The 24,446-nt window shown below is 37.4% G+C and carries 20 protein-coding genes; 16 read left to right on the plus strand and 4 right to left on the minus strand.

Features of this window, described 5'->3' with window-relative positions; translation table 11 throughout:
* The first annotated feature begins 3 nt into the window (after positions 1–3).
* The 11 genes from hpaH to hpaR all read left to right on the plus strand — a co-directional run bounded on the left by hpaH (position 4) and on the right by hpaR (position 12,468).
* Complete coding sequence (hpaH, locus tag AVJ19_RS12675; RefSeq protein WP_111860056.1) at positions 4–807, plus strand: 2-oxo-hept-4-ene-1,7-dioate hydratase; 804 nt, start codon at positions 4–6, stop codon at positions 805–807.
* A 32-nt stretch (positions 808–839) separates the two neighbouring features.
* Positions 840–1,643, plus strand: a complete 804-nt coding sequence (hpaI, locus tag AVJ19_RS12680; RefSeq protein WP_111860057.1) for a 4-hydroxy-2-oxoheptanedioate aldolase — start codon at positions 840–842, stop codon at positions 1,641–1,643.
* An 11-nt stretch (positions 1,644–1,654) separates the two neighbouring features.
* Positions 1,655–3,103, plus strand: a complete 1,449-nt coding sequence (locus AVJ19_RS12685; RefSeq protein ID WP_111860058.1) for an NAD-dependent succinate-semialdehyde dehydrogenase — start codon at positions 1,655–1,657, stop codon at positions 3,101–3,103.
* Positions 3,104–3,469: 366 nt separating this feature from the next.
* Positions 3,470–4,843 carry an MFS transporter gene (locus tag AVJ19_RS12690; protein WP_111860059.1) on the plus strand — a complete coding sequence of 458 codons (1,374 nt, stop codon included), beginning with the start codon at positions 3,470–3,472 and terminating at the stop codon, positions 4,841–4,843.
* A 244-nt stretch (positions 4,844–5,087) separates the two neighbouring features.
* Positions 5,088–6,353 (plus strand): p-hydroxyphenylacetate 3-hydroxylase oxygenase component, encoded by a 1,266-nt coding sequence (locus AVJ19_RS12695; RefSeq protein WP_111860060.1) that lies wholly within the window; start codon positions 5,088–5,090, stop codon positions 6,351–6,353.
* Positions 6,354–6,389: 36 nt separating this feature from the next.
* Entirely contained in the window at positions 6,390–7,337 is a 948-nt protein-coding gene (locus AVJ19_RS12700; RefSeq protein ID WP_111860061.1) for a p-hydroxyphenylacetate 3-hydroxylase reductase component, read from the plus strand.
* Positions 7,338–7,462: 125 nt separating this feature from the next.
* On the plus strand, positions 7,463–8,212 hold the full coding sequence (locus tag AVJ19_RS12705; protein WP_111860062.1) for a helix-turn-helix transcriptional regulator: 750 nt from the start codon (positions 7,463–7,465) through the stop codon (positions 8,210–8,212).
* 105 nt (positions 8,213–8,317) lie between these two features.
* A complete protein-coding gene (locus tag AVJ19_RS22785; protein WP_111860063.1) occupies positions 8,318–9,280 on the plus strand; it encodes a PDR/VanB family oxidoreductase in 963 nt (320 codons plus the stop codon).
* A gap of 36 nt (positions 9,281–9,316) precedes the next feature.
* Positions 9,317–10,342, plus strand: coding sequence for an aromatic ring-hydroxylating dioxygenase subunit alpha (locus AVJ19_RS12715; RefSeq protein ID WP_228203361.1), 1,026 nt, complete (start codon positions 9,317–9,319; stop codon positions 10,340–10,342).
* Between the two features lie 229 nt (positions 10,343–10,571).
* Positions 10,572–11,810 (plus strand): OprD family outer membrane porin, encoded by a 1,239-nt coding sequence (locus AVJ19_RS12720; protein ID WP_111860064.1) that lies wholly within the window; start codon positions 10,572–10,574, stop codon positions 11,808–11,810.
* A gap of 235 nt (positions 11,811–12,045) precedes the next feature.
* Positions 12,046–12,468: a homoprotocatechuate degradation operon regulator HpaR gene (hpaR, locus tag AVJ19_RS12725; protein ID WP_111860065.1), complete on the plus strand. Its 423-nt coding sequence runs from the start codon at positions 12,046–12,048 to the stop codon at positions 12,466–12,468.
* Between the two features lie 7 nt (positions 12,469–12,475).
* On the opposite strand, the gene AVJ19_RS12730 is transcribed toward hpaR, so the two are convergent.
* Positions 12,476–13,690: an MFS transporter gene (locus tag AVJ19_RS12730; RefSeq protein ID WP_228203362.1), complete on the minus strand. Its 1,215-nt coding sequence runs from the start codon at positions 13,688–13,690 to the stop codon at positions 12,476–12,478.
* Positions 13,691–13,850: 160 nt separating this feature from the next.
* Between AVJ19_RS12730 and AVJ19_RS12735 the strand changes: the two genes are divergently transcribed.
* The 5 genes from AVJ19_RS12735 to AVJ19_RS12755 all read left to right on the plus strand — a co-directional run bounded on the left by AVJ19_RS12735 (position 13,851) and on the right by AVJ19_RS12755 (position 21,452).
* Positions 13,851–15,452 (plus strand): GMC family oxidoreductase, encoded by a 1,602-nt coding sequence (locus AVJ19_RS12735; RefSeq protein WP_111860066.1) that lies wholly within the window; start codon positions 13,851–13,853, stop codon positions 15,450–15,452.
* Between the two features lie 105 nt (positions 15,453–15,557).
* Positions 15,558–16,964, plus strand: coding sequence for an aldehyde dehydrogenase family protein (locus AVJ19_RS12740; protein ID WP_111860067.1), 1,407 nt, complete (start codon positions 15,558–15,560; stop codon positions 16,962–16,964).
* Between the two features lie 85 nt (positions 16,965–17,049).
* Positions 17,050–17,715 (plus strand): helix-turn-helix transcriptional regulator, encoded by a 666-nt coding sequence (locus tag AVJ19_RS12745; protein ID WP_111860068.1) that lies wholly within the window; start codon positions 17,050–17,052, stop codon positions 17,713–17,715.
* An 84-nt stretch (positions 17,716–17,799) separates the two neighbouring features.
* Positions 17,800–20,103, plus strand: coding sequence for a primary-amine oxidase (tynA, locus tag AVJ19_RS12750; protein WP_111860069.1), 2,304 nt, complete (start codon positions 17,800–17,802; stop codon positions 20,101–20,103).
* A gap of 65 nt (positions 20,104–20,168) precedes the next feature.
* Positions 20,169–21,452, plus strand: a complete 1,284-nt coding sequence (locus AVJ19_RS12755) for a hypothetical protein (RefSeq protein WP_111860070.1) — start codon at positions 20,169–20,171, stop codon at positions 21,450–21,452.
* A 212-nt stretch (positions 21,453–21,664) separates the two neighbouring features.
* Here AVJ19_RS12755 and AVJ19_RS12760 read toward each other — a convergent pair whose 3' ends face one another.
* From AVJ19_RS12760 to fahA, 3 genes are read right to left on the minus strand one after another with little or no spacing between them, the layout of a single operon-like run.
* A complete protein-coding gene (locus AVJ19_RS12760; protein ID WP_111860071.1) occupies positions 21,665–22,240 on the minus strand; it encodes a VOC family protein in 576 nt (191 codons plus the stop codon).
* A gap of 21 nt (positions 22,241–22,261) precedes the next feature.
* Positions 22,262–22,900: a maleylacetoacetate isomerase gene (gene maiA, locus AVJ19_RS12765; RefSeq protein WP_111860072.1), complete on the minus strand. Its 639-nt coding sequence runs from the start codon at positions 22,898–22,900 to the stop codon at positions 22,262–22,264.
* Positions 22,901–22,914: 14 nt separating this feature from the next.
* Positions 22,915–24,198, minus strand: coding sequence for a fumarylacetoacetase (gene fahA, locus AVJ19_RS12770; RefSeq protein WP_111860073.1), 1,284 nt, complete (start codon positions 24,196–24,198; stop codon positions 22,915–22,917).
* Positions 24,199–24,446: the final 248 nt, after the last annotated feature.

Here is a 24,446-nt window from a genome sequence, read left to right on the forward strand (position 1 = left end):
AGCATGTTAGATCAAGCAAAAATTCAAGCTTTGGCATTAGAACTTGATGCAGCCGAACAATCAGGTCAACAAATTCGCCAATTTTCTTTGCAATACCCTGAGATCACCATCGAAGATGCTTATGAAATTCAAAAAGCATGGGTGGCGCATAAAATTGCCAATGGGCGTAAATTGGTTGGGCATAAAATTGGTCTAACTTCTCGTGCTATGCAAGTGTCATCTAATATTACCGAGCCTGATTATGGTGCATTGCTTGATGATATGGTATTTGACGAAGGCACAGATATCCCGATGTCACGTTTTATCGTGCCACGTGTGGAAGTGGAGTTGGCATTTATTTTAGGCAAGCCATTGTCAGGTCCAAATTGCACGATTTTTGATGTGTTAGATGCGACTGATTATGTGATTCCTGCTATCGAAATCATTGATGCTCGTTTACATAATGTCGATCCTGAAACCAAGATTACCCGTAAAGTATTTGACACGATTTCGGATAATGCAGCCAATGCGGGCATCGTATTAGGTGGTCGTCCAATCAAGCCGAATGAACTTGATTTACGCCGTATCTCTGCGATTTTGTACCGCAATGGTGTGATTGAAGAATCAGGGGTATCGGCAGCGGTGCTGAATCATCCTGCCAAAGGTGTGGCGTGGTTGGCGAATAAATTACATCCTTATGGGGTGACTTTAGAAGCAGGACAAATTATTTTAGGCGGTTCATTTACCCGTCCTGTTGCTGCACAAGCGGGCGATACTTTCCATATTGATTATGATCAATTAGGGTCGGTGGCATTCCGTTTTGTGTAATTCAATTTTGATTCATATTTGAGGCTGACAGGATGTTAAATCCCAAAAATACATTTAAACAAAAGCTGAAAACGGAACAGCAGATTGGCATGTGGGTCGGATTGGCGAATAGCTATTGTGCCGAAATTGCTGCCAATGCAGGCTATGATTGGTTGTTGATTGATGGTGAACATGCACCGAATGATGTACGTAGTATTTTAGAACAATTACAAGCCATTGCACCTTATGCGAGTCAGGCGGTGGTGCGTCCTGTTACGGGCAGTGTACCGATCATTAAACAACTATTGGATGTTGGTGCGCAAACTTTGCTGATTCCTATGGTTGAATCTGCGCAGCAAGCAGAACTGATGGTGAGTGCAACACGTTATCCACCTGAAGGGATTCGTGGTGTAGGCGCAGCATTAGCACGTGCTTCACGTTGGAATAATATTACAGATTATTTACAACATGCAGAGGATGAAATTTGTGTTTTAGTTCAAGTTGAGTCAAAAAAAGGGCTTGAAAATTTAGATGAAATCCTTGCTGTGGATGGCATAGATGGTGTGTTTATTGGTCCTGCGGATTTATCCGCAGCACTCGGCTATCGTGGTCAAGCAGGTCATCCTGAAGTGCAGAAAATTATTAATGATACGATTCAAAAAATTCGTCAAGCAGGTAAGGCAGCAGGTATTTTATCTGCGGATGAAAGCTTGGCAAAAACCTATTTAGCATTAGGCACTGAGTTTGTCGCTGTGGGTGTGGATACGAGTTTGTTAATGAAGTCGATGACCCAATTACTCGGAAAATTTAAAAACACTCAAGCGACCACCCAAACAGATACGCCAAGCGTTTATTAAGGAGCATAGGCATGCAACTTTCAAATCCAAGCTTATTGAAACAACAGGTTTTTATCGATGGTCAATGGCTTGATGCGCCTGAGCAAAAAAGCTTTGAAGTCAGTAATCCTGCGACAGGTCAAGTGATTGCACATGTACCTACCGTAAGTACATTACAAGTTGAACAAGCAGTTGAAGCTGCGGATGAAGCACTGAAAACATGGAAACTGACTACAGCCAAAGAGCGTTCATTGTTACTGAAAAAGTGGTATCAGTTAATGCTGGAACATCAGGAAGATTTAGCCATTATTTTAAGTACTGAACAAGGCAAATCAATCACTGAAAGTCGTGGTGAAATTTTGTATGGTGCGAGCTTTATCGAATGGTTTGCTGAAGAAGCTAAACGCACTTATGGTGATGTGATTCCGCACGACAAACAAGGTCGCCGTTTGGTGGTCATCCGTCAGCCTGTCGGTGTGGTGGCTGCTATTACCCCATGGAATTTTCCAAATGCCATGATCACTCGTAAAGTCGGTCCTGCACTTGCAGCAGGCTGTACAGTGGTTATTAAACCTGCATCAGAAACGCCTCTTTCAGCATTGGCTTTGGTGGCATTGGCAGAGCAAGCGGGTATTCCAAAAGGTGTAGTGAATGTTGTGACAGGCAGTGCTCGTGAAATTGGTGCAGTGTTAACGTCTCATCCTGCGGTGAAAAAAGTATCTTTCACTGGGTCGACTCAAATTGGTAAATTGCTCATGGAACAGTGTTCATCGACCATGAAAAAAGTCAGTATGGAACTCGGTGGCAATGCGCCTTTTATTGTGTTTGATGATGCTGATCTAGATCGTGCGGTAGACGGTGCAATTGCTTCAAAATTTCGTAATAGCGGGCAAACTTGTGTCTGTACCAACCGTATTTTGGTGCAGGAAAAAGTGTACGATGCTTTTATTGAAAAATTAGCAATCGCAGTGAAAAAATTAAAAGTTGCACCTGCATTTGAACAGGGGGCTGAACAAGGTCCATTGATTAATGAAAAAGCAGTGGAAAAAATTCAAGAACACATTGCGGATGCGACTGCAAAAGGTGCAAAAATTGTCGTCGGTGGACAGCGTCATGCGCTAGGGAAAACCTTCTTTGAACCCACTGTTTTAGCCGATGTTAGCCCTGAAATGCTTGTCGCAAGAGATGAAACTTTTGGACCACTTGCACCTGTATTTAAATTTTCAACTGAAGCAGAAGCCATCCACATGGCGAATGATACTGAGTTTGGCTTGGCATCTTATATTTATACCGAAAGTTTAAGCCGAGCTTGGCGTGTGGGAGAAGCACTTGAGTATGGCATGGTTGGGATCAATGAAGGCTTAATTTCCACTGAAGTTGCACCATTTGGTGGAATTAAAGAGTCAGGCTGTGGGCGTGAAGGCTCAAAATACGGCATTGAAGATTATCAAGAACTGAAATACATGTGTATGGGTATTTAAACTGCTTTATCATGATTTAAAATAAGGATTTAGCGATTCTTATCTTATTTTAAATTTTAAAAAAAATCTGGATGGAAAATAAGCTGATTTAAATCAGCTTATTTTCATCTAATCATTTTTATTTGCACTCATTGTTGAAAAAATCACTTATTTAATCAGAAAAGTATTTTCATCATAGAGTGTATGTGCTATTAATTAATATATTAACAATTTAGTGTTTTAGAATATTAGATCTTCAAGGATGCCTCAGCTATGCGTCTAGTTTTCATATATGACGGGTTTTTATTGTTAATTTGTTAATATGTTAATTAAATTGTATGAGGTTGAATGGAATAAAGCTGATTGTTTCTCTATAAGGAGATAGAAATGGAAACAACATCTACCTATGTGTCTACATCCGATAAAATGACCAAGGAAGAACGTAAAGTTGCCTATGCAACAATCGTGGGTACAACTGTAGAATGGTATGACTTCTTTATTTATGCAGCAGCAGCGGGTCTGATTTTTAAAGATCTTTTTTTTGCGCCCGCAGGTAATACACTCGGTACAATTCTTGCCTTTGCAACGGTTGGAATTAGCTTTTTATTTCGACCACTTGGCGCATTTTTAGCAGGCTATTTGGGTGATAAATATGGTCGCCGTATCGTATTAGTCATGACTTTAGTGCTGATGGGGATCGCAACAACCTGTATTGGTTTATTACCGACTTATGCCAGCATTGGTGTTGCTGCACCAATTTTGTTACTGATCCTACGGATTTTACAAGGGCTTGCCGCAGGTGGAGAATGGGGCGGGGCTGTGCTCATGGCAGTAGAACATGCACCCACACATAAACGTGGGCGCTTTGGTTCATTTCCACAAATCGGTGTACCTCTAGGACTCATTCTGGCTTCTGCGATGTTCGCTTTAATGACAGGTGTGGTTGCTCCTGGTGATGCTTTTGTTGAGTGGGGTTGGCGCATTCCATTTCTATTCAGTATAGTTTTATTATTTGTAGGACATTGGATTCGTCGTACTGTAGAAGAAAGTCCCGTTTTTGAAGAAATTAAAGAACGTAAAAGTGCATCTCAAACACCTATTCGAGATTTATTTAAAAATCATGCTTTATTGGTGTTATTAGCGGCTTTGGTTTTTGCAGGAAATAGTGCATGTGGTTATATGACTACAGGGGGGTTTATTCAAAATTATGCAACAAATCCGAATGGACCTTTGCAACTTGAACGTACACCAGTTTTAATTTGTGTGACCCTCGCTTCTTTTTGTTGGCTGATTACCACATATATTTCAGGCGCATTATCGGACAAAATCGGGCGTAAAAAGACTTATATTATGGGTTGGATCATTCAGTTGTGCGGTGTTTTTGCGCTATTTCCTTTGGTGAATACAGGTGTTATGCCGTTATTTGCTTTGGGGTTGTGTTTCCTTGCCAGTGGTATTGGTTTGACTTATGGTGTGCAATCAGCATTCTATTCTGAATTATTCCCTGCATCAGTACGTTTTTCTGGGATTTCGATTTCTTATGCTTTAGGGGCAATTTTAGGTGGAGCTTTTGCACCGATGATTGGTACATGGTTGGTTAGTGTGACGGGTTCAACATTTTCGGTCACGATTTATTTGGCAGTGATGACCAGTGTTGCGTTATTGTCGACGTTGTCTTTACGTGATCGTTCAGGGATTCCTTTAGGTCCTGACCATGAAGCTGAACAGATGAAATCACCGATTGTTTGGCATAAAAATTAATTGCTATTGCATTTAAAAAAACACCTTTTACCAGCTTCGGCTGGTTTTTTTTATGGCTAATGACAACACAAAATGAGATGTATGACAAACTTGCATAAGTAGAAAAATAAAAAGCCATGAAAAGTACAAATTAATAGGTGAAAAATGCATTAACTAAATACAAAATTCCATGAATAATAGAAAAATACTAGGAAGTTTAAATAAATATTTTTGATAAATATCTGATGATTAAGGAATAATAGTCATGGAAAATACCATTTCAACACATGTCGCTTTTGACAATGATGTCAATGAAAATACTGATTCAATTTCACTGATTTATACAGAAGCTGCAAAGCCTGTGTCATCAGAAAAAACCATGCTAGAAAAAATTAAGGAAATTTTACCGCAAATCGCAGCACGTGCTGAAGAGGCAGAACAATTACGCCGTGTACCTGACGAAAACATTACTTTATTAAAAGAAATTAATTTCCATCGAGCATTCCAACCAAAAGTATATGGTGGCTTGGAAATGAGTTTACCTGATTTTGCCAATTGTATTGTCACTTTAGCTGGTGCGTGTGCGGGTACAGCATGGGCATTTAGTTTGTTGTGTACGCATAGTCATCAAATCGCAATGTTCAGCAAACAATTGCAAGATGAAATTTGGTTAGCCAATCCTGATGCAACTGCAAGTAGCTCAATTGCACCATTTGGAAAAGTACAAGAAGTTGAAGGTGGTATTGTTTTAAATGGTGAATATGGCTGGAGTAGTGGTTGTGACCATGCTGAATATGCCATTGTTGGTTTTAACCGTTTTGATGTAGAAGGCAACAAAATTTATTGTTTTGGTGTAATTCCACGTCAAGATTATGAAATTGTAGATAATTGGTTTGCACAAGCGATTAAGAGCAGTGGTTCAAAACAATTAAAACTAGTTGATGTGTTTATTCCTGAATATCGCATCTCAAAAGCCAAAGACATGATGGAAGGAAAATCAGCAGGATTTGGTTTATATCCTGAGTCAAATATTTTCTATTCACCTTATCGTCCTTATTTTGCCAGTGGTTTCTCTGCGGTAAGTTTAGGTGTGGCAGAACGTATGATTGAAGCGTTTAAAGAAAAACAACGCAACCGTATTCGTGCTTATACAGGAGCAAGTGTAGGTTTGGCGACACCTGCATTAATGCGTATTGCAGAATCAACACATCAAGTTGCAGCAGCACGTGCATTATTGGAAAAAACTTGGGAAGACCACCGTTTACATGGCGTAAATCATGTTTATCCGAATAAAGAAACTTTGGCATTTTGGCGAACCAATCAAGCTTATGCAGTGAAAATGTGTATCGAGGCAGTGGATCGCTTGATGGCAGGAGCGGGGGCAACCAGTTGGTTAGACAGTAGTGAATTACAACGCTTATTCCGTGATTCGCACATGACAGGTGCACATGCTTATACCGATTATGATGTTTGTGCACAAATTTTAGGTCGTGAATTGATGGGCTTAGAACCAGATCCTACTATGGTTTAAGTTCATCTTTTATTCAAATAAACAAGGAGTTGTGAAATGAATAGCATGATCAATAATGTCGTGACTGAGCAAGCATTAGATCCCAAAGCGTTTCGTCGTGCCTTAGGTAATTTTGCCACAGGTGTGACCATTATGACGGCACAAAATTCCCAAGGTGAACGTGTTGGGGTGACTGCAAATAGTTTTAATTCGGTGTCTTTAGACCCTGCTTTAATTTTATGGAGCATTGATAAAAATTCATCAAGCTACCGTATTTTTGCAGAAGCCACACATTTTGCTGTGAATATTTTATCTGCTGCGCAAATTGAACTATCTAATAAATTTGCTCGTCGTGCCGAAGATAAGTTTGCAGGTGTGGAATATGATGTAGGTGCTGGAAATAGCCCTGTACTGAAAAATTGTTCAGCCGTTTTTGAATGTGAAAAGTTTAATATTGTTGAAGGTGGTGACCATTGGATTATTATTGGAAAAGTCATTCAATTTCATGATCATGGACGCTCACCATTGCTCTATCATCAAGGTGCATATTCTGCGGTATTGCCACATCCGAGTTTAAATACCAAAGCTGCACCTGATGAAAGCATATTCCCTGGACGTTTGTATGACAATATGTATTATTTGTTAACTCAAGCGGTGCGTGCTTATCAAAATGACTATCAGCCGAAACAATTGGCAAGTGGTTTTAGAACCAGTGAAGCCCGTTTATTGCTGGTATTAGAAAGTAAAACAGCGACTTGTAAAAGTGACTTACAACGTGAAGTAGCGATGCCGATCCATGAAATTGAACAAGCGACTGAAATTTTGGCACAAAAAGGCTTACTGTTAGACACAGGTCATTCTTATGAGTTGACCGCCCAAGGCAATGCTTGTGCACACATGTTATATAAAATCGCAGAGAGTCATCAGGAAGAAGTATTTACGCAATACTCAGCAGAGGATCGTGAGTTATTTAAGAAGATGTTAAAAGATTTAATTGGCATTTGATCCAATTCAAAAACAAAAAGGATTTTATCGTCAGTTAAAATCCTTTTTTTATTTTTAGAGGATAAATCTTGCTAAGGTGTAAAGATTGATATACTAATAAGCCATCATCTAAACGGATTTAGAAGATGAATAATCAACAGAATTTTTCAAATTTCATTGACTTAGCTGCTCTCATGGGGCGACCAGATTTCGATTCATCCTTATTATTTTATTTAAATACATGGGTACAATCGAAACATTTTTCTATTTTACGGGTCAAAGATAATGTGCCTGCATTATTGCTTTGCGATCAACAAAATGATCAGCAAAATATCGCATGGCATTGTGGGCAATCCTATATCAAACGTTATCATGCCTATGACGATCTCTATCAAAATTTAGCCACGCAAAATATACAGCAGCATCAAACGACTACAGGGCAGCTTTGTGCAGATGAAATCATTTTTTCACCTTATCGGCAGGAAATTTATGAGAAAAATGGTTTAATTCAGCGCCTATGTGGTTTGTATCGAGAAGATGATAATTCACCTATTTTATTTAATTTATATCGTCATAAAGAACAAGGATTTTACTCTGATCATGAGATCGAAAATTTTGAACGAATTATTCCTGCATTGGCAAAAATGATTCAAGGTCATTTGGCTTTACAAGAAAAAAGTCAGCAAAAAAATATTAAACAACAGTTATTAAAATATCAGCCTTTACTGACAACACAAGAAATAGAAGTGTGTAGCCGTATTTTAAAGGGCATGAGTTATGTGGGAATTGCTGCTGATTTAAATTTAAAAGAATCAACCATTAAGACCTATCGGAATAGAGCTTTTGAAAAATTAGGAATTAATTTTAAAAACCAGTTGTTTGCCTTATTTTTGTAGTGGCTATTTTTGATTTTGTCCTCCTTTTGGGGGACAAGTGTTATGTACAGTTTACATATACTGAATCTTATTCATATAGACCATATGAAAAGGAAGTCAGCAACTATGGAAAGTTCATTATTGGCATTGGTGGTGACGCAAGTTCAAGCGGAAGCCAAAGATACAATTGTTTTAGAATTACAACATCCGCAGCAACATGCCTTACCTGCATTTAGCGCAGGTTCGCATTTAGAGGTTTATCTTGAAAATGGTTTGATTCGACATTACTCCTTGTTGAATTGCTCCAGTGAGACACAGCGTTATGTGATTGCGGTTGGATTGGTGCAGGATGGTCGTGGTGGCTCACAATATATTCACCAAAAAATTTGTGTTGGCGATACGTTAAAAGTCAGTCCTCCTCGTAATAATTTCCCTTTGCTTGATGCTGAGGAATATTGCTTTATTGCAGGTGGTATCGGGATTACGCCTATTTTATCCATGATTCATTACTGTATTCAAAACCAGAAAAAATGGCGTTTAATTTATGCGTTAAGACATAAACAACGTGCTAGTTTTTATGAAGATTTAATGCAATTAGCACCTGAAAATATTCAATTTTATTTCAATGATGAACATGCACAGCAGCATTTAAATGTTGACGAAATTGTGCAAAATCTAAGTGAAAAAGAACATATTTATTGCTGTGGTCCAAATGCCATGATGCAAAGTGTGCAACATGCTGCGCAACATCTTCCGAAAGAACGTGTGCATTTTGAATGGTTCAGTGCGCCTGTTTTAGCAGATTCTACGATACAAACTTCTGATTCATTTACAGTAAAGCTTAAACGTTTAGGTAAAGAAATTCAGGTGATGGCAGACCAATCAATTTTAGATGCCCTAGAACAAGAAGGCTTTGAGCTGCCATTTTCCTGTCGTGCAGGGATTTGCCGAACCTGTGAAACTACAGTGTGTTCAGGAACGCCTGACCATCAAGACATGATTTTAAGTGATGAAGAACGTGCTGAAAATAAGAGCATGTTGATTTGTGTTTCCAGAGCCAAAAGCCAAATGATTGAGCTTGATCTTTAAATTAAAAATATTCAGACATCATCAGGATGATATTGTATGACCATTCCAACCGTAAATATTATCGAAGCATGCCGTAAAGCCGCAGATAAAATGGCGAACAAAGATACACCATTGATTTTAAATGAATGGTATGTCGCTGCATTTAAAGAAGAAATTGGTAGAAGTTTGTTTGCACGTAAAATTTTAAATAAGCGTGTCGTGATGTACCGTACTTTAGAAGGGCAAGCTGTAGCACTTGAGGATCGTTGTGCACATCGCTCATTTCCATTGTCAAAAAGCCATTTAGATGGAAATAATATCATCTGTGGTTATCATGGTTTTAAATATAATACCTCAGGTGATTTAGTCGAAATCCCTTCACAAAAACAATGCCCTCATGGGATTGGGATTCAAAGCTATAAATTGGTTGAAACAGGTCCTTTAGTTTGGATTTGGTTAGGTGATCAGCAACTTGCGGACGAGTCAAAAATCCCTCAGTTACCATGGTTAGAGAGCGAGCAGTGGGCATGTACTTCAGGCTATTTTTTCCATCCTGGAAACTATGTCAGTATGCACGAAAACTTAATGGATTTAACCCATTTAACGTTTTTACATGCCAATACCATTGGTACACCAGACTATGCGAGTGCACCGTATAAAACAGAATTAAAAGAGGGTCACTATAAATTAATCCGTGAAGTTGTACCGACAACTTTGTCACCTGTATGGGGTGAAACAACAGGGCTTGCAGCTAAGGAAACGGCTGCACGTATTGCTACATCAGAGTTTTTATCACCAGGATTACATCAAGTCAGTGTTTCATTTTATGACTCAGCACTTGATGAAAATACTCGGCAAACTTTTAAAATTCATACAGCACATATTTTAACGCCTGAAACCAATAATACGATGCATTATTTTATTGTACATGGACGTGATTTTGCTTTGGATGATGAGCATATTGAAGCATTTATGCATGAGCAATTATTTGCAGCTTTTCAGGAAGATGTTGAGGGTTTGGGGGCTTTAGAAGATGTACTTGATGATCGAGATCAACATCATTTTGAATTCAGTGGCAAGTGATTCCCCTGCGGTTGCAACACGCATTTATTTAAAGAAACGTGCTGAACAAGAGCAAGTTTAAAATCTAATTTTTAAAAAATCATAAAACTCTAGAGTTTAACCCTAGAGTTTTATTTTTCATTAAGTTAATATATTAATAAATTAATAGTTAATATATTAATTATTATTTAATGGATTTTTATTCGGAATAAAGAATAGAAAGACAGAAACATATTTCAAAGGATGAATTATGCCAAGTTTAAAAATAGCAATACGGCAAGTGAGTGCCATTGTTTTACATTCTACGTTAATTGGGGTGACATGTAGTCAAGCGATATATGCTGAAGATAATTGGAAATTATCACTCAAAAATGCATATATTGATCGAGATTTTGATAACAGTGCAGTAAAAGATCAGGGCAGTTGGTCGCAAGGAGTCTCTTTATTTTATACTTCAGATTATCAAAAAACTCCTTTTGATCAGTTAGAAATAGGCTTGGATGCTTCAGCACAATATGCTGTACGTTTAAGCTCAGACAAGCATGTTTCTGATAGTATTTTACCTTTTGATACGCAGTCTAAGAGCCAAGCCAATGATTTTCAAAAGTATGGTGGAACTTTAAAATTTAAATATCAAGACAATGTATTACGTGCAGGTGAATTATGGTTAGACACACCACTTACTTCTGTCGATGGTAGTCGCCAATTATTGTCATCCTATATGGGAATAAATTTTAATAGTAAGGTTAATGATCAACTTGGGATCGAAGTGGGGCATATTTCACGGGTTTCAGCACGAAATGATGAGGATTTTGAAAAGTTCTCCTATACTAAAAATGGCATTAAAAATGAATCTGATGGTTTAAATTATTTGGATGTACGTTATAAATTTAATGATGCTTTAAAAGCTGAATATTATTTTGGTAATTTGTCTGATTTATTTAATTTGCATTATGTTGGTTTAGATCACACATTTAAATTTTCTGGTGAATGGGCATTAAATTCGAAGTTAAAGTATTTTAATGCACAAGATACGGGTAAAGCAGTTTCTATTGATACACAAAATATTGGTGTATTAGAGACTGTAAAATATAAAAACCATAGTTTGGCTGTAGGTTATCAACAAATTATGGGTGATGCTTATCCGTTATTAGATGGCTTTTTACCAGAAACTTATTTTATTAACTGGAATGTGACAGGCTTTGCTAAAGAGGAAGAAAAGTCTTATCACGTGGTATATGCCTATAATTTTAAAGACCAAATTCCAGGTTTAAATACCATTGCCAAATATTCTTATGGTGATGAGATTAAAATGGCAGATGGGCGTAAAAATAAAGAAACTGAGCTTGATTTAATTCTGAGCTATAACTTACAACAACCGATGTTTAAGGGGGTTGGCGTACAGTATATGTTTGTCGATTATAATGTTGATCATGGTAATGACTTTCAGGAAAATCGTGCTTTTTTGACCTATACTAAAAAGTTCTAAACGGTTTAAGATTATTTTTTAATTTTTATAAGTGGATAATTTTTAATAGAAAATTATCCACTATTTCTGTTTGTTTATAAAATATAGATGATAATATTTTTATTATTTAAACATTAACATTCAAGTGATTTTTATTTTATATTAAGAAAAATCATTGCTCATATTGCAAAGAAAATTATAAAAATTTTATAAAATTAAGTTAATATATTTATTAAAATAAATGATTAGGTTTGATATGAACAAGATTCGCCCATCTTTAACATTGGCATTGTTACAAGCACGTGAAGCTACAATGACCTATTTTCGTCCTGCACTGAATGAAATTGGTTTGACAGAGCAGCAGTGGCGAGTCATTCGTATTTTATATCAATACGAGGAACTTGAGAGCAACCAACTTGCTGATTTTGCATGTATTTTAAAGCCAAGTCTCACGGGGATTTTAAACCGTATGATTGAGCAAAAATTAATCTTAAAGCGTAAGGATGTCAATGATCAACGTATTAATTTGATTTCTTTGACTGATGCAGGTCAAGCATGTTTCGAGCAACAAGCTGTGAAAATGGAAATATCGTATAAAAAGATTCAGGAACAATATGGCGCTGAAAAATTACAGCAGTTAATGACAATGTTGAATGATTTATCAAAAATTAAGCTTTAATACAGGTTTATTGATGGAGTTGAAGTGCAGCAATTTTTTTATCTTTAAAAAATTTAAGCAACGTAAAAGATGCGAGTAATACTGCAAAAATAAGCATGGTGTTTTTTACACCAATATATGTGGCAAGGATGCCAGCACATAATCCACCTAATGCATCAAATCCAAAGCGTAAAGAGGTATAGATCGACACAATCCGCCCACGAAAGTCACTGGGTGCATGGCGTTGAATGAGAATATTGGTCGATACATTGGTGGTGGAAATTCCAAATCCTAAACAAAACATGGCAAAATAATAAAAGAAAGCCATGTCGATTACTGCTAAGAGAGTTAACCCTAAAATACAAAATAACATATTGTAAAAAATACGATTTTTAATTTGATTTTCATTTTGTGTATTGGCAAGGAGCAGCGCAGATAGGAATGAGCCAATGCCCGCAGCACCCCATAAATAGCCTAAAGTGGTTTCATTGCCTTTTAAATAATCTTTGGCAAAAATAGGTAAAATTGCCACGTAACTTGATGCTGTTAAATTTAAAACTGCGATGGACAGCATCATCCATTTATATTCAACATGATGAAAAACATAAAGATAGCCTTCTTTCAGTACATTTGAAATTGAACCTTTTGCTTTGATGACTTGAATATTTTTCATTAGCATTAAGGCAATGATCAGGCAAAAATAAGATAAGGCATTTAAAATAAAACACAGCAGAGGATTGGCGATTACCAATAACAAACCCGCAATGGGAGGACCAATAAAACGACATGAATTAAAAATCATGGCATTTAAAGCTAGAGCATTGGCGATGTAATTTTTGTCTTCAACGAGATCACTAATGAATGATTGTCTTAAAGGCGTATCAATGGCACTTAATACGCCTAACAGCAAAGACAGAGCCAAAATACTGCTTTGATTAAGCCAATGGAAATAAGTACACAGTGCTAAACCAAGTGCTTGTATAAAAAATAAAACTTGTACAAAAATTAAAGCTTTTCTTTTATTGAGTTTATCAATCAGCGCACCGACAAAGGGGCTAATGACCAGTTGCGGCGCAAGTGCAAAAAATGTAATCAGACCTAAAAGTGCTGCGGAGTGGGTCAACTCATAAACCAACCATGCCAATGCAACCTGTTGAATCCATGTTCCTAAAGTCGATAAAGTATGCCCAATAAAGTAATTTCTAAAATTAGGATAATTTAGACTTTGGAAAATTTTTGGCAATTTTAGTCTCTTTAAATGCAAATAAAGGTTGAAAATTGATTATTTAGTTAATATATTAACATTAATTTTAATAAATATGTGAACTAATTGTGTGCTAAGCAAGGTGATTAATTTTTTATTTGCGTGAAGTGTAGAAGTACGAGTAGGAAAGGGAAAGTAAATGGAATTACAAGAATTTGATTATATCGTGTGTGGTGCAGGATCGGCAGGATGTGTAGTTGCAACCCGTTTAATTCAGCAAGGTAAAGGAACTGTTTTACTGCTCGAAGCAGGCGGCAGTGATGATAATATTTTCATTAAAATGCCCGCGGGTGTTTCTACAGTGATTCCTACAAAAACGTGGGATTACACCACTGAGCCAGATCCAAACACTAAAAACCGTCGTATGACATGTGCGCAAGGGAAAGTGCTTGGTGGCAGTAGTTCTGTGAATGGTATGATTTATATTCGTGGTCAAAAGCAAGATTATGATACTTGGGCTGAAGAATACGGTTGTACAGGGTGGGGCTATGATGACTTATTGCCATATTTTAAAAAATCAGAATGCAATGAAAGCTTGTCTGGGCATTATCATGGTACGCAAGGTCCTTTGAATGTCAGTGAAAATCGTCACCGACATCCTTTAACACAAACTTTTATTCGTGCAGGTCAAGAGTTTGGTTTGAACTATGTAAATGATTTTAATGGTGCAGACCAGCAAGGGGTTGGATTTTTCCAAACCACCACTGTCAATGGAGAGCGTGCGAGTGCTTCTCGCACATATCTCAAAATGGTGGAACATGATGCACAGCTTCAAGTGAAATTGAATGTTTTAGTGCATAAAGTTCAAATTGAACATGGTGTTGCAACAGCGATCGAATGTGAAATGAATGGTCAACGTCAGATATTTAAAGCACGTAAACAGATTATTTTAAGTGCAGGTGCGATTGGAACACCTAAAATTCTTATGTTGTCAGGCATTGGTCCTACACAACATTTACAAGAGATCGGTATTAAAACGCTACAAGATTTACCTGTAGGTAAAAATTATCATGACCATTTACATGTATCGATCAATGCAGAAACCAAAGCACCCAATTCATTATATGGGCAGGATTTAGGACTGCAAAAAATTAAAAATGGTGCGCAGTGGATGTTGACTCGTACAGGTGTGGTGAGTTCCAATATTTTAGAAGGTGGTGCATTTGTCGATACGCGTAACGAGGGTCGCCCTGATGTACAAGCACACTTTTTACCCGGTTTAGATACTTGGGATGATCCTGATGGATTAGGCAAAGGCAAAACACATGGCATTACTTTGAAAAACTGCTTTTTACGTCCAAAATCACGGGGTGAAATTTTCTTAACCAGCCAAAACCCGAAAGAATCTGTACGCATTCAAGGGCATTTATTGAGTGATGAGGAAGATGTCAAAGGGATGGTTCGTGCAACAAAATTTGGTTTAGATTTGTTGAAAATGCCTTCTTTTCAAGCACAAGTTGGTGAGGTTTTTTCTCCGCCACAGTCGATTCATCATGATGAACACGCTTTAGAAAATTTTGTGCGAAGTACCTGTAAAACGACTTATCATCCTGTAGGAACCTGTCGTATGGGCAATAACAAGCAAGATTCGGTGGTTAATCTCAATTTACAAGTGCATGGTATTGAACAGTTGAGTGTCATTGATTGCTCGGTGTTTCCGACTATTCCAAGTGGTAATACGAATGCTCCGACTATTGCAGTGGCAGAAAAAGCTGTTGAATTACTGATGCAACGGACTTAATGTTTTTGTCGGTTTTAGTAGAAATATCATCCTTTGGGATGAGTTCTAAGCTGAAATTCATCGTTAAAATAGTTTTCATTCGACTGAACATATAAGGAAATATAAATGAATACAGCTTTGATTATTCATGGTCAACAAATACAAGGTGAGGCAGCAAATTTTGCAGTCATTAATCCCGCTCATGAAACTATACTGGCAGATGTGGCAAGTGCAAGTCTAAAACAAGTAGATGAAGCCATTGAATCGGCTGCTCAAGCATTTAAAACATGGAAAAATACCGATGATCAGGCGATTCATGCACTTTTTCTAAAAATTGCAGCTGATATTCGTGCAGAAAAAGATGAAATTGCCCAACTTATTACTTTAGAGCAAGGTAAAACCTTGGCAATGGCACAGTTTGAAGTCGAAGCAGGTGCAGGTTGGATTGAGTATTTAACCAGTTTAGATATTCCTGTAGACACGATTACAGAGCCAAGTGGTAAAACCATTAAAGTATATAATCGTCCACTTGGTGTGGTGGCATCAATTACACCGTGGAACTGGCCATTTATGATTGCCGTTTGGCATATTTTCCCTGCACTCAAAACCAAAAACTGTGTGGTGAATAAGCCTTCCGAATATACGCCGCTCAGTACGATTAAATTGGTTGAAATTATTAATCGTCATTTACCACAAGGCGTATGTAATATTGTTTTGGGTAAAGGTGAAGTTGGGCAGGCATTAAGTGAACATCCTGCTGTAGATAAAGTGACATTCACAGGTTCTACTCGTACAGGACAAAGCATTTTGAGTCATTCTGTACGTTCATTAAAAAGTGTAGTACTGGAACTTGGTGGCAATGATGCGGGTATTGTGCTTGAAGATGCTAATCTAGATACAGTTGCCGAAAAGATTTTCGGTTCAGCTTTTTTAAATGCAGGTCAAACCTGTGCTGCACTGAAACGTTTATATGTACATGAAAATGTTTATGATGCTTTGGTTGAAAAGTTAGTAAATATCGCAAATCGTCAAGTTGTTGGCGATGGTACAGATCTGACCGTGAGCTTTGGTCCTGTGCAAAATAAAATGCAATATGACAAAGTTAAAGGTTTAATTCAGGATGCTATAGCGCAAGGTGGAACAGTCATGACCACAGCGCAAACTTTACCTGAAGCAGGTTATTTTATTGCGCCAACCATTGTGACCAATGTTCGTGAAGGTATTGCCTTGGTGGATGAAGAACAATTTGGTCCAGTATTGCCTGTATTAAAATTTAGTACGATAGATGAGGTATTACAACGCAGTAATGCCACAGAATTTGGTTTAGGTGGTTCAGTGTGGAGTGAAAATTTAGAACTCGCTGAGCAGATTGCCAGTCAAATGGAAACGGGTACTGTGTGGGTGAATAGTCATTCTGATTTGTCGCCAGCAGCCGTTTTTGGTGGTTGGAAGTTATCAGGTTTAGGTTATTCATTTGGTTTGGCGGGTTTATTGTTATTTACCCATAAACAAGCCGTTCATATTACGCCATAAATTTCTATCAGTCCTTTGCAGGAAGCGAAGGACTTTTTGGCGTATATCTTGCTAATCATATTTCCGAACAGGATCGGTGGAAATTATGCTTAATCATCAGTTTATAACAGATTTTACTCAAAATTTTATGCAGCAAGTGAGTCGAGTTTTTGATTTCGATGGCTACTTGCTGTATTCAATTGATAATATAAACCATGCTTATAATTATCAAAATTTTAATATCCCTGCACAATCATTAACTGAATATTTAAACCATGAAGTCGAAAATGATCCTGTATCATTTATGAAGCATTATCATCACAAAGAACATAATGTTGAGTTACTCAGTGAATATACTTGTGATGATCATTATGCTGATTTTATGCAACGTTGGAAATTAAAAGATACAGCAGAAATTTTTTTTAGAAAACGTAATGGTGAGCCTATTTTAGGTTTAAGTCTTATTCGAGAACAAGACAGCCAAATATTCACAGCACAAGAAAAAAATATGTTGGATGCATTTTGTGAACTGTCTAAAAAATATTTTTTTAATCAAACAGATAAATTGGAAATTACAAATATTTATGAGTTGTATCATTTCACTAAAAAGGAAATTGTGGTGCTCAATTTAATATTAAAAGGTTTAAATAATCAGACCATTGCAGTACATTTAAATAGTAGTCTTGCGACAATTAAAACCCATGTTCAACATATTTATCAAAAAACAGGAATAAATAATCGTCAGGAGATTATGCTGAAGTTTTTAAAATAAAAAATCATCCTTTGGGAGGATTTTTTATAGATTGAATTGCATTATTTTAAATCTATCGTCGTGTTTATTATGGATTTTGACACAATGCAATTGAATCAAATTACACAATCATTAAAAAAGTTCGCAAGTTTGAATGTTGCGATTGCTGCATTGGCTTTAGGGGTTCAGCACAATGCATGGGCGCATGGTCAAGCAGCGGAAATGGTGCCTTTATATCAAAACATGAGTGATTTTGGTGCTGATGTTAAAAAAGATGATTTTACCAATACCTATACGATTTCTAAGGGATCTTTAATCGTACGGGCAAAAGCAAATTCAGATACGGTTTTGGTGAATGGTAAACCACTCAAAGTCAGTGTGCCATTGGTTGAAAAAAATGGTCAGCCTGTTGTTAGCAAAGAATTTGCTTCAGAAGTTTTCCAATCAGGTTTGGATCAAACATTTAAAATTGAGTCCGTTGCACATCCACTGAATGGTTTAACATCGCAAGAAATTTCTCAGACTTTTAAAGTGATTAGCCAGTCAGAATATGCTTATCCAAATATGCGTTTTTCAGAAATTAAGCTCAAAGAGCCTGAAAAAGAAAAAGTGTGGAATGCTTTTATTCGCGGACAAGAGCTAAAAGAGGATCGAATTGCTGAGTTTACTTTGCTCAAAGGTAAGCAAGTGATAGAGGGTTTAGTCGATCTAAAAACACAAAAAGTCACGCAATGGAAAGTTTTAGAAAATACACATGGTATGGTGTTATATGATGATATGGTCGCCGTCCAAGAAATCGTCACGAAAGATAAAAACTATAAAAAAGCACTTGAAAAACGTGGTGTTAAAGATATTTCTAAAGTTGTAACAACCCCGTTAACTGTCGGTTATTTCGGTGGTAAAGATGGTTTAGATCGTGAACTGAATGTATTAAAAGTTGTATCTTATTTGGATACAGGTGATGGTAATTATTGGGCGCACCCGATTGAAAACCTTGTGGCAGTGGTGGATTTAGACAATAAGAAAATTATCAAATTGGAAGAAGGTGCAATTATTCCTGTGCCGATGACTGCAAACTCCATTGCAAATAAAAATGATAAAAACCAATTTAAACCTTTAAATATCGTTGAACCTGAAGGTAAAAATTTCTCCATTACTGGACAAACCATTCATTGGGGACCTTGGTGTTTCCATGTTGGTTTAGATTCACGTGTGGGTCTAAAAGTTTCAACCGTAACGTATAAAGACAAAGGTGAAAAACGTAAAGTCATGTACGAAGGGAACTTGGGTGGCATGGTTGTACCTTATGGTGATCCTGATATGGGTTGGTACTTCAAGTCTTATCTTGATTCTGGTGAATATGGCATGGGAACACTTACTTCCTCAATTGAAAAGGGGATTGATGCACCAGATAATGCTGTACTGCTTGATGCTGTGATTGCAGATTACACGGGTCAGCCACGTGTGATTCCAAATGCGATTGCAGTATTTGAACGCTATGCAGGACCTGAGTTTAAACATCAAGAAATGAATCAGCCTAATATCAGTTCAGAACGCCGTGAATTGGTCGTGCGTTGGATTAGTACAGTCGGTAACTATGACTATATCTTTGATTGGGTATTTAACAATAACGGCATTATCGGGATTAATGCAGGTGCGACAGGTATTGAAGCGGTAAAAGGCGTGAAAGCTCGTACCATGCATGATGCGACAGCCAAAGAAGATACACGTTTTGGTACACTGATTGATCATAATATTGTCGGTACAACCCATCAACATATTTATAATTTCCGTTTGGATATGGATGTGGATGGTGGTAATAACAGCTTTGTTGAAATGGACCCTGTGGTGGTTAAAAATACTCGAGGTGGCCCACGCAGTAGCGCAATGGAAGTCAACGAACGTATTGTCAATACTGAACAAGAAGCTGCTCAAAAATTTGATCCATCGACAATTCGTCTGATTTCAAATACCAACAAAGAAAACCGCATGGGTAACCCTGTGTCTTATCAAATGATTCCATTTGCAGGCGGCACACATCCTATTGCTAAAGGTGCAAACTTCTCGCCAGATGAGTGGTTATTTAAACGTTTAAGCTTTATGGATAAGCAAATTTGGGTCACGAAGCGTGATGCCAATGAATTATTCCCTGAAGGTAAATATTCAAATCGTTCGGTCAAAGATACAGGGCTTGGTGAGTTTGTTGCCAATAATGACAATATCAAAGACAAGGATTTGGTGGTGTGGATGACTACAGGTACAACCCATGTTGCCCGTGCAGAAGAATGGCCAATTATGCCAACGGAATGGGTATATACCATGTTGAAACCGTGGAACTTCTTTGATAGTACGCCAACCTTGAAAAATGACAACGACCAACAAAAGCAAAAAGATCAGCATCAACACTGATATTTATTCTGAAAGGATCAGTTTTGTACTGATCCTTTTTTATATCGAGAACAATGAGAAAAGACATGAAGAAAAGAATATATGCACTCAGCATTTTTACATTGTTGGGGAATAGTGTTGTACAGGCTGAAAATGTGCAGATCAATGAAAATTTCAGCATCAAACCTAGTATAGACATTATGTATGGTGCGATGTACAGCAAAAAAAGTTATAACAATCCCGAAGCACAAGATGATATTTCATGGCAAGAAGCCTATGCTTCTTATGGTGTTGAAGGGCAATATAGCTTAGGTACAAATGAGCTGTATGGCACAGTGAAAGGGTTGAGTTCTGCGACCTTTGGTGATGGTGATGCAGCAGGATTTACCAATGGTAGTGAGCGCAAAACAACCTTAGGTGAATGGTCACTCGGTTGGCGAAACGGCGCAGCCGATCAAGCCCAGATTGATCTAAGTATAGGTCGGCAAAATGTACAAATTGCAGATGGTTTTTTAGTTGCTGGTGATGCCTTAAATATGGGTAAAGGCATTGCGGATGGTGAGCTCAATCGTGGGGGTGGTTATTATATTGCTGCCCGTAAAAGCTTTGATTTTACAAGCGTTTTACACTATCAATTGACTGATGATTTAAAAAGCCATTGGTACTATTTAAAATCTGACAATAAAGCACAATATCAACCCACCTTATGGGCGACAGATTGGCAATATCAATTTAAAAATTATGATTTTGGATTGACCTATTTACAAATTACAGATCTTGAAGATCCATTGCATGAATCTGTACGTGATGATTTAAGTGATATTGCATTTAGAGCGAAAGCACAAGTCAATGATCAGCTTGCTTTCAGCAGCGAATATGTCTATCAAGATCAAAAAGATGAGAATGAAAATGCATGGTATATGGCATTGAATTACCACTTTGATCAAGTGCCATTTCAGCCAACGCTAGGCTATCGTTTTTCATCATTTTCTGAAAATTATGATGCATTATTTTATGGTAATACCGATGCTGGTTTTGGTACATGGTTTCAAGGTGAAGTTGCAGGAAATTATGCAGGACCTTTTAGTAGTAATGCTCGTATTCACCAAGTTTCACTGCAAGCTTCTGTAAAGGAAAATCTGCATTTAGGTCTGTTGGCATATCAATTTGATACGATTAAAAAAGATGCTGAAAATTTGGATGGTCATGAGTTCGATATGTTTGCTGTTTGGTCACCAACTCAAAATATTAACGTTATTCCTTTGGTTGGTTTTTTTAAGCCGAAAAAAGATATTTTAAACGGAGGTTCACAAGTGAATGGTACTGAAAACAATACTTATGCACAATTATTGCTACAGTATGTTTATTAGTAGAGCGTTAAATACAAAATAAAAATCCTATTTTAAAGTTAGAAAAAGCATTGTATTTAAGCAGTGCTTTTTTGATTGAGCAAAAACCTCGGGGCTTAGCCCGAGGAAGAAAGTCATACTTTATTCGATATATGAATGATGAGTGGTCATATTCATCAATGTAAACTTAGTACTTATAAGCACTTTATTCATGCGTTAGATCATTCCTAAAATTAAGCATCAACTTTGGTATCTGTAGCGTTATGGTCTAACTCATCTGCATGTAAAAAATGAGTATGCTGTGGCGCACGTTTATTTTTAGACCATTCTTCTAACATGTCATGCTTCATTTCCTCTGTAATCATCGCAATTTTTTGTGGTGCTTTTTCATCATCATATGCCAACTCCAAACGGTGACCATTTGGATCAAAGAAATAAATTGAATGAAAAATACCGTGATTAGTGATACCTAAAACATTGATACCATTGGCTTCTAAATGTGCTTTTGCTTCTACCAATGCAGCACGATCTTTTACTTTTAATGCAATATGTTGTACCCATTTTGGTGTATTTTCATCACGTCCCATCTCAGGTTGGGTCGGTAGCTCAAAAAATGCCAAAACATTGCCATTTCCAGCATCTAAGAATAAATGCATATAGGGATCAAAGGCTTTGGTTGATGGTACATAGTCTTCAGCAAAGGCTAAAATAAAATCTATATTGAGATTTTTTTTGTACCACTGCACGGTTTCTTTTGCATCTTTACAGCGATAAGCCACGTGGTGAATTTTTTCGATTTGAATTGCCATGATTTATATCCTTATAAAATATTAAGTTGCTTCAGCTTGTACTTCGGGTGCTGCACGTTGAAATGCGTCTAAGGTATTGCAATGCGCATAGATGGATTCAATTTTGGGATATGCAGATAAATCAATATTGAAGCGTTTGGCGTTATAGACTTGTGGGATGAGGCAGCAATCTGCCAATGTTGCATATTCGCCAAAACAGAATTTGCCATTCGAATGGGTCAATTGTGCTTCAAGTGCTTTAAAACCTATTTCAACCCAATGTCTATACCATGCAGATTTTTGTGTATCACTTACGGCTAAGGTATTGGTTAAATATTGCAAAATGCGTAGATTGTTGAGTGGGTGAATATCACAGGCAATACTTAAACTAAAGGCACGTCCCAACGCACGTTGTTCAAGCTCTTGCGGATGTAGTGCAATATCTGGATATTTTTCATCCAAATATTCCATTATGCTGAGAGATTGGGTCAGGGTGAAATCATCATCACAGAATGCAGGCACAAGTTCACTCGGATTAATTTCACGATAAGTCGCACTGTGGTGCTCACCACCATGATTGAGCAAATGTACAGGAATTAACTTGGCATCTAATCCCTTTAAATTGAGTGCAATACGTACTCGATAGGCGGCTGAACTGCGAAAATAGGTATACAGTTTCATGTGCACTATCCGTCTTATTCTGCAAAGTTAAACTGAACAGCAGGTAGGACTTTGCCTGACACTGCACCAAATCCAACACGTAAACCATCTTTTTCACAGAAACCTTTCATGGTTAAGGTATCGCCATCTTGAATAAAAGTGCGTTGTTCACCATTGGCAAGGGTTAATGGTTTCGTGGCATTCCATGTAATTTCGAGTAGAGAACCATAAGAATTTTCTGTTGGACCTGAAATGGTTCCTGAACCCATCAAGTCACCGACTTGAACATTACATCCTGCAATTGTGTGATGTGCCAATTGCTGTGCCATCGACCAGTACATATATTTGAAATTGGTTTCACAAATTACATCTGTTTGTGTTGCCCCTTGTGCTTGAATTTCTACAGAGAGGTGAATGTCATAGCTATTATTGCTGTGATCTTCACGTAAATAGGCAAGGGGTTGAGGTTCTTGTACTGGTGAATGTGTTTTAAATGGTTCAAGTGCTTCTAAGGTTACGATCCAAGGGGAAATAGATGATGCAAAAGTTTTGGCATTAAATGGACCAAGAGGTACATATTCCCATTGTTGCAAATCACGTGCAGACCAGTCATTAAAAAGCACCATGCCAAAAATATGATCCCACGCATTTTCAACAGAAATCGGCTCACCTAATGCATTTGCTTTACCAATGATAAAACCTGTTTCTAACTCAAAGTCGAGTTTGCGACAGGCAGAAAATTGTGGGCGGTCTGCTGTTGGTAATTTAATCTGACCTGATGGACGCACAATGTCTGTACCGCTGACGATGACTGAACTTGCACGACCGTTATAGCCCACAGGCAGCTCAGACCAGTTGGCTAAAAGGGCATTTTTAGGATCACGGAACATACAACCTACATTGGTTGCATGCTCTTTTGAGGAATAAAAATCGGTATATCCCGGTACATGCACAGGGAGGTGTAGCGTGACATCAGCTTGTTTGAAAAAAACTTGCTTACGTAATTCATCATTGTCACGTAATTCAGCATTTTGTGCTGAAAGTAAGTACTGTAATTCTGTACGTACTTTAGACCAGTTGGCTTTACCTGATTCAATAAATTTATTCAGCGTTGCTTGGTTAAAATACGTTTCGCCTTGTTTTAGGTTTAAAAAACCATGTGCTTCCAATGCAGCAAGGTCTACCACCCATTCACCTAAAGCCACACCTACACGACGTTGAGCTTTTGGACTTTCACTAAATACGCCGTATGGCAAGTTTTGGATCGGGAAGTCTGAGTCTTGTGCAACGTCGATGAATGATTTCAATTGGCTAGTCATTTCCATGTTCCTTGTGTCAAAACGCAAGCGCATTGGGTGCGCTTTATTCACTAAATTTCGGTAAATGTACGAAGACTTTAGTTGTTAAATGGCTTTTAAATTTAAATAAATCATCTAAAAACAAATGTTTATTTTAATGTTTAAAATTTATCAGCCTAATGTCTAAGAACTCTTGCTTTTTGCAATTAATCTCATCATACTCATTTCATAAAATTACGCAATACATAATTTAATTATGAATAACGTAA

Source organism: Acinetobacter sp. CFCC 10889 (assembly GCF_003268395.1).
In the GTDB taxonomy this organism is placed as follows: domain Bacteria; phylum Pseudomonadota; class Gammaproteobacteria; order Pseudomonadales; family Moraxellaceae; genus Acinetobacter.

Bases quoted from the DNA above. Each gene is read 5' to 3' on its own strand.
- hpaH (WP_111860056.1), top strand. From the start codon at position 4: ATGTTAGATCAAGCAAAAATTCAAGCTTTGGCATTAGAACTTGATGCA.
- hpaI (WP_111860057.1), top strand. From the start codon at position 840: ATGTTAAATCCCAAAAATACATTTAAACAAAAGCTGAAAACGGAACAG.
- AVJ19_RS12685 (WP_111860058.1), top strand. From the start codon at position 1,655: ATGCAACTTTCAAATCCAAGCTTATTGAAACAACAGGTTTTTATCGAT.
- AVJ19_RS12690 (WP_111860059.1), top strand. From the start codon at position 3,470: ATGGAAACAACATCTACCTATGTGTCTACATCCGATAAAATGACCAAG.
- AVJ19_RS12695 (WP_111860060.1), top strand. From the start codon at position 5,088: ATGGAAAATACCATTTCAACACATGTCGCTTTTGACAATGATGTCAAT.
- AVJ19_RS12700 (WP_111860061.1), top strand. From the start codon at position 6,390: ATGAATAGCATGATCAATAATGTCGTGACTGAGCAAGCATTAGATCCC.
- AVJ19_RS12705 (WP_111860062.1), top strand. From the start codon at position 7,463: ATGAATAATCAACAGAATTTTTCAAATTTCATTGACTTAGCTGCTCTC.
- AVJ19_RS22785 (WP_111860063.1), top strand. From the start codon at position 8,318: ATGGAAAGTTCATTATTGGCATTGGTGGTGACGCAAGTTCAAGCGGAA.
- AVJ19_RS12715 (WP_228203361.1), top strand. From the start codon at position 9,317: ATGACCATTCCAACCGTAAATATTATCGAAGCATGCCGTAAAGCCGCA.
- AVJ19_RS12720 (WP_111860064.1), top strand. From the start codon at position 10,572: ATGCCAAGTTTAAAAATAGCAATACGGCAAGTGAGTGCCATTGTTTTA.
- hpaR (WP_111860065.1), top strand. From the start codon at position 12,046: ATGAACAAGATTCGCCCATCTTTAACATTGGCATTGTTACAAGCACGT.
- AVJ19_RS12735 (WP_111860066.1), top strand. From the start codon at position 13,851: ATGGAATTACAAGAATTTGATTATATCGTGTGTGGTGCAGGATCGGCA.
- AVJ19_RS12740 (WP_111860067.1), top strand. From the start codon at position 15,558: ATGAATACAGCTTTGATTATTCATGGTCAACAAATACAAGGTGAGGCA.
- AVJ19_RS12745 (WP_111860068.1), top strand. From the start codon at position 17,050: ATGCTTAATCATCAGTTTATAACAGATTTTACTCAAAATTTTATGCAG.
- tynA (WP_111860069.1), top strand. From the start codon at position 17,800: ATGCAATTGAATCAAATTACACAATCATTAAAAAAGTTCGCAAGTTTG.
- AVJ19_RS12755 (WP_111860070.1), top strand. From the start codon at position 20,169: ATGAAGAAAAGAATATATGCACTCAGCATTTTTACATTGTTGGGGAAT.
- AVJ19_RS12760 (WP_111860071.1), bottom strand. From the start codon at position 22,240: ATGGCAATTCAAATCGAAAAAATTCACCACGTGGCTTATCGCTGTAAA.
- maiA (WP_111860072.1), bottom strand. From the start codon at position 22,900: ATGAAACTGTATACCTATTTTCGCAGTTCAGCCGCCTATCGAGTACGT.
- fahA (WP_111860073.1), bottom strand. From the start codon at position 24,198: ATGACTAGCCAATTGAAATCATTCATCGACGTTGCACAAGACTCAGAC.